This window comes from Streptomyces phaeoluteigriseus (genome assembly GCF_001896135.2).
GTDB classification, from domain to species: Bacteria; Actinomycetota; Actinomycetes; order Streptomycetales; family Streptomycetaceae; genus Streptomyces; species Streptomyces phaeoluteigriseus.
Map to the genome: position 1 here is coordinate 23,160 of NZ_MPOH02000019.1, position 14,678 is coordinate 37,837.

A 14,678-nucleotide genomic window follows, 5' to 3' on the forward strand; every position below is an offset into this window, starting at 1 on the left:
ATCGGGGGTGTGGCGGCATGAGAGATGGAGCCCCGGCTGTCCTGTGGCACAATTCGAGTCACCAATCCATGGAGCAGTAAAGCTACTCCGGATAATTTCCTGCATATTAGCCGCGTAAGCCTGGTTTCCAATGAAATCATGCACCGCATTTAATTAACTCCTGTGCGATCCTATCTCGCGCTAAATCTAGTTGCGACACACGAAGGAGGGGTCTTGAAGAGCAATAGACTCGGTGTTTATCTGGCGCCAGCTGAATATATCGACAGCGATCACCCTGAAATCATTTCATTCGCGGCAAGCGTTACAATGCCGAACATGACGGAGAAGGAGAAAGTGCAGCAATTTTACCTTGCGGCACGCGAAATTCGATACGATACTAGTCTCGACTATTCGAATGCTGAAGTCTATCGAGCTTCTAGTGTCCTGAGGGCTGGAAATGCCTACTGCGTTGGCAAGGCCGCATTGCTTGCCGCACTGTGCCGCTGCGAAGGAGTCCCGGCGCGCGTCGCATTTGCAGATGTTACCAATCATCTGGCGAGTGATAAGTTAATTGAAAAAATGGGAACTAACTTGTTCGCCTGGCATGGCTTCACGGAAGTTTTTCTTGAAAATCGATGGGTTAAGGCGAGCCCAACCTTCAATTCGGACCTCTGCTCTCTCTTTGGTGTCACGCCTCTTGATTTCGATGGAAATGCCGACGCGATACTGCAAGACTATGACGGTCAAGGCCGCGCATTTATGAAATACGAGGTACTCCATGGGTCTTTCCATGACGTGCCAGCAAAATTCTTGGCTTCAGAAATAAGGCGCCTCTACCCGGGGCTTGTGATTGATGATCGTTTGGATTTTTTGACTTCTGCGAAAAGCCGAGACTAAGAAGGGTTGACTGCCGCGCGGAGAATTGGGTCAATTGGTAGCTACATGAGGCTAGCGTAGTTGCAAACAAATTTTGCGTCAAACAACACTTGAGTGCCATCGTAATTACACAGGAGTAGAGAAATGGGAATTCGGTTCACTGCTTCCAGGCTGGCGTCATCTATAGTAAACTATTTACGGCCTGCAAATATGCAGTCCTTGCAAGATAGTGACAATGCAGCGCGCGGTGCCGAGAGGTGGAATTGTGCCGAATCTGCATGGGATGAATATTTGGAGGATGTCCGCAACTGGGCCCTGGCGGAGGGATTATACTCTTCAGTCTCCAGTCCAGCGGGCGACTTAGGAAATTCAGATTGCCGCATTAGCCCAGTCGATCTTGATACTGTCAAAGAATTGAGGAAATAGATGGCGGAGGAGCGGGTTCGCTACGAGTCCCACGGTGGTGTGGCTCAAATCGTCCTAGCGAGGCCGGCCCGGGCAAACGCAGTGGATCTACCCACCGTACAAGCATTTGCTGTCGCGGTCGATAAAGCGTTTGCTGCGGACATTCGAGCAGTCATCGTCAGAGGCGAGGGCGAAAGGTTTTGCGCTGGGGGAGACCTGAAGGCAATGGCAGACGCTGTCGATCGGCCAGCGTACCTTGAGGAACTGGCTAATGCCTTCGACCGCGCCCTGCAGAAGCTGGCCACGCTCCCCAAGCCGGTCATTGCCGCGGTCCAAGGATCAGTGGCGGGGGCCGGAATCGCTGTCATGCTCAGCTGTGACCTGGTAGTTTCGGCCGCATCGACTAGGTTCCTAACCGCTTACTCTACAGTTGGGCTTACCCCAGACTGTGGAATTTCCTTTCTTCTCCCTCGCGCGATCGGCCTGCCCCGCGCGCTGGAACTTGCTCTGACGGGGCGGACCCTGAGTGGCGAGGAAGCTAAGCAGTGGGGCCTGGTCAATGAGGTTGTAGAAGATGAGCTATTAGAGGCACGTGCTCAAGAACTTGGGAATCAGCTCGCAGCCGGGCCCACTTGGGCCCTAGGGCAGGCCAAGCAACTCATGCGGGACTGGCAAGCGTCGCGGGAGCAAATGGGCCGGAAGGAGGCCCTTACGATCGCGGACGCGGTCACGCGCGCGGATGCCAAGGTAATCCAATCCTTCGCTACCAGTAAGACCTTGGAGGGACGGCCGGACCACGATGCCCTTGTATAGGAACCAGTAGCTTATGTCATGAGGAATATCCTCTATTTTGGTTAGCTGGCATCCAGTATCCGAATCTTGGACGTTCGCGCTGGTGAGACCTCTTGTCCAGATCCAACCAGCGGCCCCGACAACCCTCTTTTCTGCTCCTTCGTTCCTATCTGCACCTTGATTGGTGGTGGGTGGTGGGCAGAACACCGAGCACGGAGGATCGGGAAGTGAAGTCGGGGCCGGCTTGTGTCTGTCGCGCGTCGGGCGGCGGCGCACCAGCGAGACGAGAAGCGCCGGAACAATAAGCGTTTTCAGCGTTGCTTCTCCAGGGTGAGGACGGCTTTGGTGGTGACGCTCATGCGGTTGGGGCTGATGCGGGATCTGCGGAAGATCTGCCAGGACTTCAGCTGTGCCATGCCTCGTTCGACAGGTGCCCGGGCCGTTGACAGGGCCCGGTTCTCGGTCCGCTCGGGGAGGGTGGGTTCACCGTTGGGCGGGCGGCGCTTGGCGGTGGTGACCCAGTCGCCCGCATCGTTGTAGGCCGTATCGGCGAGGATCGGGACGCCCTGGCGCGCTCAGATCCGGAGGATCTTGTGGATGCGGGCGGCTGTCAGATCGTGGGAGCGGCCCGGCAATGCCGGCGACAGCCACAGAATCTCACCGGCCGGGTCCGTGACGACCTGCACGTTCACCCCGTGCCGCTTGTGTTTCGAGGAGTAGTCGGCCCTGCCGTCGCCGACGCGGTCGCACTCTGCGGGCGTGCCGTCCAGGAGGACGAAGCCCGGGTCGTGCGCGCGCAGCGTCTTCAGCAGGCCCGGCGCCTGCTCGGCGAGCAGACCGGTGACCGCGGTGACGTAGGCGTGGGCGGTGCCGACGGATATCCCGAAGGCTCTGGCGATACGGGCGAGGGTGTCATGGCGACGCAGGTACACGAGTTCGACCAGCGCACGGCGGTGCGGCGGGAGTTTGCACCGCCGGTCACCCTCACGGGTGACGATGAGCATCGTGACCCAACCGACCAAGGCGTGGGGCAGGTCGAGTGCGGCAGGATACGGAACCAACAGGGCTCCTGTACTGACGAGTTGAGACGTCGAACACCTCCCTCAACGACACGGGAGACCTGTCCGTTGCCCACCCCAACCTCACACCACCCCCGTCACCCGATCAGTAGCCGCACTGAAAACGCTCAGTAACCCCTCGCCTCTGCCAGGGGAATCGCCGGGGTGAGCGCAAAAGAGGCCATGGGATGACGCCCTGACCGTTCGGTCCGTCACCTGTTGCTCAATATCGTTGGTGGTGATGTTGGACTGTCGTCTCGCCTGGGGGCGGACTGGGTGGGTCACGAAGACGGCATAGTTTTTCGGCGGGTTTGCCGGTAGAGGCCTGACCTTCTACTGGCTAAGCAGAGCGAGTACGTACACATCGACGCCCTGTTCGACGAAGCCCGGAAAACCGTCATCGACTGAGCTTCTTCAGCGACCTCCCCAGAGGGCGATTGGCCCGCCGGGGTTGACTGCTGTCTGATCTGCAGTAGCACCGAGGCCAACGGGCGCAGCCGTCACTCGATCGGTGGCCACTTGAAAAGACGCACTGGGACCCGATCGAGTCCCAGTTGAGCCACCTGATGCGGGTGGGCCATCCCCGTACGTGAGCGCGCCATCTCCCGGAGGACATGGCCCACATTTCGCCCTACCTGATCGAACACATGCAGCGGTTCGGCGAGTACTCCACTCACGAGCTCGGCATCGAGCCGGACGCATGTAAGACGAAGCTCGACGTCGACTTCACCCCGCTGCGCGAGCAGGAACCGAGCGTGACTGTTTCGGCACGGTCGCCTGAGACTGACTGCCACGGGGCATGACGGAGACAGCTCGGTTCGCAGAGGACAAGTCGTGAACGACCTACGGCGGCGCTCGGATGAGTCGATGCCTTCGCCGAACATGCCAGCTACTACCCCGCGACCCCGCCACTTATCGGGCAAAGCGCTGCTATGGAACTTCGGTGATCTATTCCAACTGGTTCCTTACGGGTTCTAAAAGAGTTCTTAACAGTGCTTCTCCTATGGTCGTCATCGCAGCGCCGCCGACCCTGGCAGGGCTACGGAAAAGCCGATCTGATGAAGCATGGGGATACGTATGCGTTCTCGATACTCGGGCCATCTGATGCTGGCCGCTGCTGCGGTCTGCGTGATGACAGTGACCGTCACCGGATGCAGCGGAGGCGGCGGAAGCGAGGCGAAGGTCGCCTCAGCTGAGAAGGGCAGCAGCTCTGCGGGTGCAGTGAAGAAGGACGAGCCGGATTCCGAGGTGGTCCGCTATGTGGAGCGCCAGCGCAAATATGCCGCCTGCCTGCGGAAGGAAGGCCTTGATGTCCCGGACCCTGATGCCCGAGGGAAGATCGACGACGAGGCATTTGAGGCCATAAAGGCGGATATCGGCTCCTCCGTGAGCGCCCTCAATAAGTGCGATCACCTCCAGTCGCCTGTGCCTGACTATTTGGCTGAGGAGATGACGCCGACGAGGGCGCCTGAGGAAATCACACAGGACAAGAATTTTGCTGATTGCATGCAGGAGAACGGAGTTCCGGAGTATCCGGACCCCGAGTTCGATGCGAAGAGCTGGCCGAAGAAGGGGGCCGGAGCGCCTGTGAATGAGACGACCGCTTCATACAAGCGGGCTTTCCCCCTGTGCTACGAGAAGACCTACGGCCAGAAGTACGTGCCGGCGGAAGAGGCCGCAGGGTGAAAGGGCTACCGGGTAAGGAGCATGTAGAGGATGTGGTCGTCTCTGGCGGCGGTCGAGCCAGGAGGTTAAGACGGGCTGGGCGAAGGCCTGCTCTGGTCGCCTCTGCGGTTGTGGTGGCGGCCGCTGTTACAGGTGTGGGTGCGTTGGGTTTGGGGGGTGGGGAGCGGATCCGGCGAGCGGCGGTGTGGTGCGTCCGGGCGGAGTGGTGAAGGTGGTGCGGGGCACGCTGACGGAAGAGACGGCGGTCAAGGGGGAGCTGGGTTACGGGCCTGAGGTGCCGTTGCCGGTGAAGGCGTCGGGGACGGTGACGTGGTTGCCGCAGCGTGGGGCGTCGGTCAAGCGGGGCGAGGCGGTGCTGCGGGTGGACGACCGTCCGGTGGCGCTGCTCTACGGGGCGCTGCCGATGTACCGGGACATGAGCGCCACGGCCTCCGACAGCTCCGGTCAGAGCAGCGCGGACGGTTCTGGCGGCGGGGGTGACCGTTCGGGCGGGGATGGTTCGGGGGATGTCGGACGTGCTCCGGCCGGGACTTCCGGGCAGGCCGGTGGCGCGGAGACCGCCGGTGAGTCTGTTGCTCGGGGGGCTGAGAGTGGTTTGCCGGCTGGGCTGGTGCGGGGGGCGGATGTGCAGCAGTTTGAGCGGAATCTGGCGGCGCTGGGGTACACGGGGTTCACGGTGGACGACATGTTTTCGGTGAAAACGGCGCAGGCGGTGAAGCAGTGGCAGAAGGCTCTGGGCATGCCCGAGACCGGCATCGTGAAGGCGGGAGATGTGGTCTATGCAGGCGGACCTATACGCGTTGCCCGCACTGGTGTGCAGGTGGGTTCGGAGGTGTCGGCTGAGGCTGTGAGCTACTCCAGTGCCTCGCGGATGGTGACGGTGGCGGCGTCGGCCGCGGACATGGCGTGGGCGCAGCGGGGCAATCAGGTCACGGTAGAGCTGCCCGGCGGCGTTACGGCCCGGGGGAAGGTGTCGAGTGTGGGCGCGGACGCGTCCCCAGCCGGGGACAGCGGTGGGTCCGGTGGCGGCGAAGGCGGGGGTGCGGAGGGTGCCACGGTGCCGGTGGTGATCATTTTTGCTGATCAGAAGGGTCTGGGGCGGTTGGAGAGCGGGCCTGTGACGGTCCGCTATGTGGGCCGGGAGCAGAAGGATGTGCTGACGGTTCCGGTGGTGGCGCTGGTCGCTTTGGCGGAGGGCGGCTACGGACTGGAGCCCGCCGATAAGAAGAGCACCGGCGGTCAGAGTGCTAGGGGCTACGTCGCGGTGACGACGGGCCTGGTGGCGGATGGCAGGGCCGAGGTCAGTGGTCCGGGTGTGCGTGAGGGCATGACGGTGAGGATCCCGAAGTGAAACCGGTCGTCGTGTTCGAGAACGTGTCGAAGACCTATCCCGGCGGGGTCGCCGCGGTCAGGGACGTGGACCTGGCCATCGGCGCTGGGGAACTGGTGGCGGTGGTGGGCCCGTCGGGGTCGGGGAAGTCGACCATGCTGCACCTGATGGGAACCCTCGACCGGCCCTCGCAAGGCGGCCGGCTGGTGATCGACGGGTATGAGGTGTCCGGTCTGTCGGACCGGGAGATATCGGCGCTGCGGGCGCAGCGGATCGGTTTCGTCTTCCAGCAGTTCCACCTGTCGGTCGGGGTGGCGGTGCTGGACACGGTCGCCGACGGACTGGTCTACGCGGGTACGCCTCTGCGGCAACGCCGCGTCCTGGCAGAGGCCGCCCTTGACCGGGTGGGGCTGAGTCACCGCCTCCGGCATCTTCCCCACGAACTGTCGGGCGGTGAACGGCAGCGGGTGGCGGTGGCCCGGGCGGTGATCGGTGAGCCGGCTCTGCTGCTGGCCGATGAGCCGACCGGCAACCTGGATTCGGCCTCCGGCCAGGCGGTGCTAGGGCTGCTGCGGGAGCTGCACACGGTCGGCACCACCGTGGTGGTCATCACCCACGACCGGGAGATGGCCCAAGCACTCGACCGGCAAGTAGAAATGCGAGACGGCCAGATCGTCTCCGACACCGGTCCCTCCGATGCCGGCAGCCAGTCCCTAGCGATGAGGACAGTCCTGTGAGCCGCCGACGACTCAGACCGGCCCGTCTGCGCCCGGTGGACATGGTCCGGCTGGGCGGGACGGGGCTGCGTACCCGGCCGCTGCGGGTGTTCCTCTCGGCACTCGGGATCGCGATCGGGGTGGCGGCGATGATTGCGGTGGTGGGGATCTCCTCCTCCGGTCAGGCCGAGGTCGACCGCCGCCTGGACAAATTGGGCACCAACCTGCTGCGTGCTGCGCCGACGGAACGGCAGGACGGCACCCGCGCCCAGCTGCCCGAAATGGCGGTGGCCATGGTCCGCAGGATCGGCCCCGTCATCAGCGCCGAGCAGACGGGTCTCATCGAGGAGGCGAAGATCTACCGCAACGAGCACATTCCCAGCGGGCGGACCGGCAGCATCGACGTGACCGCCACCGGCCGCAGCCTGCTGCCCGTCATCGGCGGCCGTCTGCAGTCCGGGGCCTGGCTGACCCCGGCCACCGAAAAGTTCCCCGGCGTGGTCCTCGGCGCGAGTGCGGCGCAACGCCTCGGCGTCCATACTCCGGGGACCCGGCTCAAGATCGGCCAGAGCTGGTTCTCCTTGGCCGGGGTGCTGTCTCCGGTGCCGTTGGCGCCGGAGATCGACAGTACGGCGCTGGTGGGCTGGCCCGCTGCTCGCACTCATCTCCGTTTCGACGGGCATCCCACCACCGTCTACCTGCGCGCCGAGGACCGGCAGGTGACGGCCGTGCGTGACGTGCTTGCTGCCACCGTGAGTCCCGGACACGCCGGTGACGTCGCCGTCTCGCGCCCCTCCGACGCCCTCGCGGCCCGCGAGGCCACCCGGTCCACCCTCACCGGGCTGCTGCTCGGCCTCGGCGGTGTGGCTCTACTCGTCGGCGGCGTCGGGGTCGGCAACACCATGGTCATCTCCGTCCTGGAACGCCGCGGCGAGATCGGCCTGCGCCGCGCGCTCGGTGCTACCAGCGGCCACATCCGGGGTCAGTTCCTCACCGAAGCCCTCCTGCTCTCAATGCTGGGCGGGCTGGGCGGCACCGTGCTGGGCACCGCCATCACTGCAGGCTTCGCCGCCTTCCGCCACTGGCCGACGAAGGTTCCCTTGTGGGCTGCTGGCGCCGGGGTCACCGCCACCCTCCTGATTGGAGCCCTCGCCGGCCTGTTTCCAGCCATCCGGGCTGGTCGCATGCCCCCGGCCCAGGCCCTCTCTGGCCCCTGAACTCTGGGCACGCCAAGGCCCGGGCCGCAGACCAGCAGCATGTCTGCGGCCCGGGCCGAGCCGGCCCGACAGGCGACAGCCAGCCTGATGCCTTCCCCTTCATGCCCGAACCGCGACAGCACCTCGCCCGTCCTCGGTGCCCGAGAAGCAGCACAGGAACACCATGATGAACGACTTGTATGGACACACGCCCGCCACCGGCGACCTGGAAACTGTTGTCCCGCTACCGGGGCACCGGCGTGCCGGGCAGCACCGCCGCCGGGCACGCAGACGGCTCCGGTTGTTAGGCACGGCAGCGGTGTGCGCGGCCGTCGGCACAGGCGTCGCCGCAGTCTTCCTCGGGACCGGTGGAGCAGGCCCGCCGCCCGCCGCCCCGGAGAAGACCCAAGCCCTCCCATCGGTCAGCCTTCCTTCTCCCGTGAAGCGGACGGTGCCGCCGTCCATAAGCGCCTCACCCTCAACCCAGGCTCCGCAGCACAGGCGGCTGGTGGAGCAGCCCGCGAAAGGACGGGGGGCCTTCACCGCCGCCCAGGCGACTCGGGCGGCGGTCGGCCACGGCACGGTGCGCCGCTACACCGTGCAGGTGGAAGACGGCATCGGGATCGATCCTGACCAGGCTGCCGGCCTGGTCCACCAGATCCTGGCTGACGAGCGGGGCTGGACACGGAATGGCCACAATGGCTTCCGGCTGGTGGCCTCGGGCCCCTACGACTTCACCGTGAAGATCGCCTCACCGGCCACGGTGGACCGGATCTGCGGCGCCGTCGGCCTGAACACGCACAGCGAGTTGAACTGCAACGTCGGCGCGCAGGTGATGGTCAACTCCACCCGATGGAACACCGGCTCCCCGCAGTTCACCGGCCCGCTGGACGACTACCGGGCCCTGATCATCAACCACGAGGTAGGTCACCGCATCGGCCACGGTCATGAAGGCTGCACCGGCCCCGGCAGACCGGCGCCGGTGATGATGCAGCAGATCAAAGGCCTCCACGGCTGCCTGGCCAACGCCTGGCCCCACACCACCGGCGGGACCTACCTCAGCGGACCTTCGGTCCCCTGAAGAACCGGGGCGGCCCCCGTCGGCGGACTCGAACTCGCCTCGTGCGCGGACCGCTCGCTCCACACCGTGCACGAGGCCTGCCAGATGTGCCGGATCCGGCACCCCTCTGCCATCGCTTCATCTATGAATTCACGCATATGTTGCGTACCAGTACGAGAAAGAAGGGAGGGTCAGGCGGTGAGTGCACGGATTCTGGTGGCTGAGGACGATGGGATGCAGGCCCGTCTCATAAGCGTCTACCTCGAGCGGGAAGGCCACACGGTACAGACCGTGCATGACGGCCGCACGGCGCTCGAGCGGGCACGGACCGGATGGCCCGATCTGGTCGTGCTGGATGTGATGATGCCTGAGGTCAGCGGCCTGGATGTGTGCCGCATCCTGCGCGCAGAAAGTTCCCGCGTCCCGGTCCTGATACTGACCGCCCAGAGCACCGAGACCGACCTGCTTCTCGGCCTGGACCTCGGCGCGGACGACTACCTCACCAAGCCCTACAGCCCCCGCGAACTCACCGCCCGCGTCCGGGCCCTGCTGCGCCGCACCCGGGAACCCGCTGCCGCCCGGCCCACCGTGCTGGCGGTGGGAGACTTGCACATCGACACCGCCCGCTTCCAAGTCAGGATCGCCGGATCGCCGGTCGCGCTGACCGCGAAGGAGTTCGGAATTCTGGCGGTGCTGGCCGCAGAGCCGGGTCGGGTGTTCACTCGCCCTGAGATCATTGACAAGGTGTTCGACTTAGGCCGGGATATCGCATTTCGCACCGTCGACGTACACGTGATGAACCTGCGCCGTAAACTCCAGCAGGCACCCGCCGCCCAGGGCTGCGTGGTGGAAACCGTCTACGGGCGGGGCTACCGCCTCATCGAACCATGCGGGAGTGAGCGGTGAGTTTCCGGCTGCGGGCCTTGGCCCTGCTGATGTTCATCGCAGTCACCGCTACCACCGCCACCGCCTGGATCACTCTCCGGCAGGCCACCACCCAGGTACGCGAAACCGCAACCGCGGAACACGCCGATCTCCGGCAGATCACCACCGCACTACGCACCTACGGCACTACCCACGTTACTTGGCACGGACTCTCCGCCACCGTGCGCCAGCTTGCCGCCCGAACCGGGCAGCGCATCCGGATCACCACCGACACCGACGGCACCCTGATCGCCGACTCCGACACCCTCGTCGGCCGTACACCCCGCAAACCCGGCACCACAGCGCCGCTCCTCATCGACCCTCGCCTCCATTTACCGATCCCGGACCACGTCGCAGATTCGAAGATGACGTTGGTGGCGATCGCCTTCTACCACGAACAGACGCGCTACGCAGCCTGTCTTACAAAAGCCGGCGTCCCCGTAGAAACCGAGCCTCACCCCGATCACGGCCTGCCCACGGTCCTCAAGCGGCCGCAGGCCGGGAGTACCTGCAAACGCGAGGCCTACCCCGCAGCGCGATTCAACGCCGACGCAGCAGCAGCGCAGGCATGCTTACCCAAAATTGAACCCGCCCCGTGTCTGCGAGGGCTCTTTGAGCAGCGCACCAACGATGTAGCACCGCCCCGGCTGCAGGTCCGCCTTGGCGCGGTCGACGACGCCCCACCGACCCTGTCCGCCACGCCCGTGATCACGGCGGCAACCGTCGTGGGCCTCCTCGTGATCCTCAGCGCGCTCATCCTGGGCCGGACAGTGCTCCGCCCGGTACGCGCCCTCACACAAGCGGCACGCGGTCTCGGTGACGGCGACCTCGGCCACAGGGTTCCGGTGGCAGGCCGAGACGAAATCGCCCAGCTCGCCCGTGCTTTCAACCGCATGGCCGACTCCCTGCAAGCCAGTGAAGAACGCCAGCGTCGCCTCACCGGCGACATCGCCCACGAACTGCGCACCCCCCTGGCCAACCTCCGCGGCTATCTCGAGGCCCTCCAAGATGGTGTCCTCAGTCCCACGCCCGACCTCCTGGACGCCCTGCACGGCGAGGCTATGCTCCAGCAGCGCATCGTCGACGACCTCCAAGACCTCGCCCTCGCCGAAGCTGGCGCCCTCACTTACCACCACACCCCTATTGACCTGCGCCACCTGCTGTATGCCTGCCACACCGCCCACCACCCCCACGCCACCACCGCCGGCATCACCCTCCAGGTCGACGTCGGCATACCGGCACGGATCTACGGCGATGCGGATCGCGTACGCCAGGCCCTCGGCAATCTGGTTACCAACGCCCTGCGGGCCACCCCACCCGGCGGCACCGTCACCCTCGCCCTCTCCGTCGACGCCGACCATGCCGCCGTCCACGTCCATGACACCGGGACTGGCATCCCGCCGAACATCTGCCCACCTCTTCGACCGGTCTGGCGCGCGACCCCGCCCGCGGCCGCACCACTGGCGGCAGCGGCCTCGGCCTGGCCATCACCCGTCAGATCACCACCGACCACCATGGCACTATCACCGTCGACAGCACCGTCGATATCGGGACCACTTTCACCATCACCATCCCTACCCGAACCGACGCAAATCCCCGCAACTCATGACAGGCGGGGGATCATTACGCAGCCCCAGGGCAAGGACTCGCCATACTTCGCGCCTTTCAGAAATGAGCTCTTTCAGAGTTGCCGCTCCAGGGTGAGGACAGCTACGCAGATGACGACATTCGATTCGGGCTGCATCGGGCTTTGCGGAAGATCCGCCACGACTTCAGTCGTGCGACACCGCGTTCGACCGGCGCCCGTGCCGCAGACAGCGCGCGGTTGACGGTCTGTTGGGTGGGCGTGAGATCATGGCCCGGCGGGCGTCTGAGGGCCGTCGTCACCCACAGGCCGGCTCCCACGTAGGCACGGCCGGCGAGGACCGGGAAGCCCTGGCGTTCGCAAATCCGGATGATCCGGTGGGTGCGGGCCGCAGTCAGGTCGTGCGCGCGGCCGGGCAGCGCGGGTGAAAACCACAGCGGCCGACCATCTGGATCGGTCACCAGCTGCACGTTCACGCTATGCCGGTGGTGCTTGTGGGAGTAGTCGGCCCGGCCGTCGCCGACCCGGTCGCACTCCGCGAGAGTCCCGTCTAGCATGACGTAGTCGGGATCGGTCTCGCGCAGCACCTTGAGCAGGCCCGGTGCACGATCGGCAAGCAGGCCGATCACCGCGGTGGTGTAGGCGTGGGCGGTGCCCACCGAGATACCAAAGCCCGCCGCGATCTGTTCGAAGGTGTCGTGCTTGCGCAGGTACACCCGGGCGACCAGCGCACGCTGGGGCGGCGGGAGCTTGCAACGGCGGTCACCCTCGCGGGTGACGATCGCCATGGTGATCCACTCAACTAGCGTATGCGAGAGGTCGAGTGCAGCAGGATGGGGAACCAACAGGGCTCCTGTCCCGGAGAGTTGAGACGTCGAACAACTCCCTCAACGGCACGGGAGCCTTGTCCGTTGCGGACGCCTGCGTCGTCACCCGATCAGAGGCCACGCTGAAAAGCCTCAATGAGTAGCTTTGAGAGACTGGCCGGGGAGTGCGTCCTTCTGGAGGGCGAAGTAGCTGACGCCGTCGTCGTCGGTGCCCAGGAAGTAGCGGTGGGCCTCGGTGAGGGGGGCCTCGAAGGAGGGCTCATGGGGCGACCGGGTCCGGTGCGGTGTCGCCGTGCGGGGCGGCTTGTCCAGTGTGCCCCGCGCGCGGTGTGGCTCCGGACCGTGCGAGGTCGTCAGGGCGCATGGCGCCAGGTCTCGGCGAGGTCACCCCAGAGGTAGGCGGTGGTTTCGACACCCTTGAGGAGGAGGTCCAGCTCGACCTTCTCGTTCGGGGCGTGCCATCCGTCGGAGGGCACGGAGATGCCCAGGAAGAGCACCGGGGCGTCGAAGACTTCCTGTAGGTCGGCGGCGGGTCCCGAGCCTCCCTCGCGGGTGAAGCGGACGGTGCCTTCGAAGGCGCGGCCCATGGCGCGCACGACGGACCGCAGGGCGGGGTGGTCCAGCGGGGTCAGGCACGGGCGCGTGGCCGGGCTGAACGTGATCTCGTGACGGATGCCCGCGGGTACCCGCTCCTCGGCCCAGACCCGGACCGCCTTCTCCACCTGGTCGGGGTCCTGTCCCGCGACCAGCCGGAAGGACAGCTTCACGAAGGCGGAGGACGGGACGATCGTCTTGCTGCCGGGGCCCTGGTAGCCCCCGCCGATGCCGTTGACCTCGGCGGTGGGGCGGGCCCAGATGCGCTCCAGGGTGCTGTGCCCGGCTTCGCCGTGGGCGGCGTGCGACTTGGCGGTGCGCAGCCAGCTCTCCTCGTCGAAGGGCAGCTCGGCGAAGAGCTCGCGTTCGCGGGCGGTGAGTTCGACGACGCCGTCGTAGAAGCCGGGGACCGTCACGCGCGCGTGCTCGTCGTGCAGGGCGGCGACGAGGCGGGCGGCGGCGGCGGCCGGGTTGGGCACGGCGCCGCCGAAGGAGCCGGAGTGGATGTCCTGGTCGGGGCCGTACAGCCGGATCTCGCATTCGGCGAGCCCTCGCATGCCGGTGCAGACCGTCGGGGTGTCCTCGGACCACATGCCGGTGTCGGAGACGATCACGGCGTCGGCGGCGAGCCGCTGGGCGTGCTCCTCGACGAGGGCGCGGAAGTTCGGTGAGCTGGACTCCTCCTCGCCCTCGATCAGCAGCTTGAGGTTGACGGCCGGGGCGGTCCGGCCGGTGGCGGCGAGGTGGGCGCGTACGCCCAGGGTGTGGAAGAAGACCTGGCCCTTGTCGTCGGCCGCCCCGCGCGCGTAGAGACGGTTTCCGCGGACGACCGGCTCGAAGGGGTCGCTGTCCCAGCCGTCCTCGCGGGCGGCGGGCTGCACGTCGTGATGGCCGTAGACCAGGACGGTGGGTGCCTGCGGATCGCCGGACGGCCATTCGGCGAAGACGGCGGGCGCGCCGGGCGTCTGCCAGACCTCGACGGTCGGGAAGCCGGTCTCCTCGAGCTTGGCTGCGAGCCAGTCGGCGCTGCGGCGGACATCGGGCGCGTGGTCGGGCTGGGCCGAGACCGACGGGATGCGCAGCCACTCGACGAGGTCGTCGAGGAACGCCGCACGGTGGCGCTCGATGTACGTGCGGACGGCGCTGTCCGGGGTCTGGCTCATGGTCACGAGCCTATCCGGCCGCACCGACATCCCGGCCGGGTACTTAGACGTCATCTCATTTGGCGAGTCTGCGGTAGCAGATGAGTGTGCAAGCGATGCTGGTGAAGGCGAGGAAGTGCTCGGCTTTGCGCTCGTAGCGTCGGTGGAGGCGGCGACAGCCGGCGAGCCAGGCCATGGTGCGCTCGATGGTCCAGCGGTGACGGCCCAGCCGCTGCGAGGTCTCGACACCCTTGCGGGCGATACGGTGCCTGATACCGCGCCCGCGTAACCATCGTCGCAGGTGGGAGTAGTCGTATCCCTTGTCGGCGTGAAGCTTTCCCGGCCTGCGTCGCCGGCTTCCTCGACGGGAGCGGATCGGCGGTATGCCCTTCACCAACGGGATCAGAGCCTGGCTGTCGTGCAGGTTCGCCCCCGAGATTCCGACGGACAGAGGCAGACCGGTCCGTTCGGTGATCAAGTGGATCTTCGACCCGTACTTGCCCCGGTC

General features: G+C 65.7%; 11 protein-coding genes and 4 pseudogenes. 10 read left to right on the forward strand and 5 right to left on the reverse strand.

The window, feature by feature from the left end:
* Positions 1-213: 213 nt before the first annotated feature.
* Positions 214-876: a transglutaminase-like domain-containing protein gene (locus BM536_RS29700; protein WP_073495800.1), complete on the forward strand. Its 663-nt coding sequence runs from the start codon at positions 214-216 to the stop codon at positions 874-876.
* Between the two features lie 405 nt (positions 877-1,281).
* Positions 1,282-2,073 (forward strand): enoyl-CoA hydratase/isomerase family protein, encoded by a 792-nt coding sequence (locus tag BM536_RS29705; RefSeq protein WP_073495802.1) that lies wholly within the window; start codon positions 1,282-1,284, stop codon positions 2,071-2,073.
* Between the two features lie 290 nt (positions 2,074-2,363).
* Here BM536_RS29705 and BM536_RS29710 read toward each other — a convergent pair.
* Positions 2,364-3,113: pseudogene (locus BM536_RS29710) on the reverse strand (transposase).
* 611 nt (positions 3,114-3,724) lie between these two features.
* Between BM536_RS29710 and BM536_RS29715 the strand changes: the two are divergent.
* The 8 genes and pseudogenes from BM536_RS29715 to BM536_RS29750 all read left to right on the forward strand — a co-directional run.
* On the forward strand, positions 3,725-3,913 hold the full coding sequence (locus tag BM536_RS29715; RefSeq protein ID WP_107439637.1) for a hypothetical protein: 189 nt from the start codon (positions 3,725-3,727) through the stop codon (positions 3,911-3,913).
* Positions 3,914-4,241: 328 nt separating this feature from the next.
* Positions 4,242-4,796: a hypothetical protein gene (locus BM536_RS29720; RefSeq protein ID WP_143651004.1), complete on the forward strand. Its 555-nt coding sequence runs from the start codon at positions 4,242-4,244 to the stop codon at positions 4,794-4,796.
* 202 nt (positions 4,797-4,998) lie between these two features.
* Positions 4,999-6,147 carry a peptidoglycan-binding domain-containing protein gene (locus BM536_RS29725; RefSeq protein WP_073498848.1) on the forward strand — a complete coding sequence of 383 codons (1,149 nt, stop codon included), beginning with the start codon at positions 4,999-5,001 and terminating at the stop codon, positions 6,145-6,147.
* Positions 6,144-6,863, forward strand: a complete 720-nt coding sequence (locus BM536_RS29730; RefSeq protein WP_073498846.1) for an ABC transporter ATP-binding protein — start codon at positions 6,144-6,146, stop codon at positions 6,861-6,863. The genes BM536_RS29725 and BM536_RS29730 overlap by 4 nt, the downstream gene beginning before the upstream one ends.
* A gap of 41 nt (positions 6,864-6,904) precedes the next feature.
* Positions 6,905-8,059: an ABC transporter permease gene (locus BM536_RS29735; RefSeq protein WP_094103893.1), complete on the forward strand. Its 1,155-nt coding sequence runs from the start codon at positions 6,905-6,907 to the stop codon at positions 8,057-8,059.
* Between the two features lie 487 nt (positions 8,060-8,546).
* Positions 8,547-9,119, forward strand: coding sequence for a DUF3152 domain-containing protein (locus BM536_RS29740; protein WP_342748848.1), 573 nt, complete (start codon positions 8,547-8,549; stop codon positions 9,117-9,119).
* 177 nt (positions 9,120-9,296) lie between these two features.
* Positions 9,297-10,004: a response regulator transcription factor gene (locus tag BM536_RS29745; protein ID WP_073498842.1), complete on the forward strand. Its 708-nt coding sequence runs from the start codon at positions 9,297-9,299 to the stop codon at positions 10,002-10,004.
* A gap of 383 nt (positions 10,005-10,387) precedes the next feature.
* Positions 10,388-11,377: pseudogene (locus BM536_RS29750) on the forward strand (HAMP domain-containing protein); the annotation flags it as partial.
* Between the two features lie 326 nt (positions 11,378-11,703).
* Here BM536_RS29750 and BM536_RS29755 read toward each other — a convergent pair.
* The 4 genes and pseudogenes from BM536_RS29755 to BM536_RS29765 all read right to left on the reverse strand — a co-directional run.
* Positions 11,704-12,452: pseudogene (locus tag BM536_RS29755) on the reverse strand (transposase).
* Positions 12,453-12,587: 135 nt separating this feature from the next.
* Positions 12,588-12,695: pseudogene (locus BM536_RS43330) on the reverse strand (NAD(+) diphosphatase); the annotation flags it as partial.
* 92 nt (positions 12,696-12,787) lie between these two features.
* Positions 12,788-14,191: a dipeptidase gene (locus BM536_RS29760; protein WP_094103897.1), complete on the reverse strand. Its 1,404-nt coding sequence runs from the start codon at positions 14,189-14,191 to the stop codon at positions 12,788-12,790.
* A gap of 55 nt (positions 14,192-14,246) precedes the next feature.
* Positions 14,247-14,678, reverse strand: a 432-nt coding sequence (locus tag BM536_RS29765; protein WP_107439638.1) for an IS5 family transposase, incomplete at its 5' end; no start/stop codon positions are given.

What these genes read in the sequence shown, in the direction of transcription:
- BM536_RS29735 (WP_094103893.1), top strand. Translation starts at nt 6,905, where the DNA reads ATGGTCCGGCTGGGCGGGACGGGGCTGCGTACCCGGCCGCTGCGGGTG.
- BM536_RS29720 (WP_143651004.1), top strand. Translation starts at nt 4,242, where the DNA reads ATGACAGTGACCGTCACCGGATGCAGCGGAGGCGGCGGAAGCGAGGCG.
- BM536_RS29715 (WP_107439637.1), top strand. Translation starts at nt 3,725, where the DNA reads ATGGCCCACATTTCGCCCTACCTGATCGAACACATGCAGCGGTTCGGC.
- BM536_RS29760 (WP_094103897.1), bottom strand. Translation starts at nt 14,191, where the DNA reads ATGAGCCAGACCCCGGACAGCGCCGTCCGCACGTACATCGAGCGCCAC.
- BM536_RS29705 (WP_073495802.1), top strand. Translation starts at nt 1,282, where the DNA reads ATGGCGGAGGAGCGGGTTCGCTACGAGTCCCACGGTGGTGTGGCTCAA.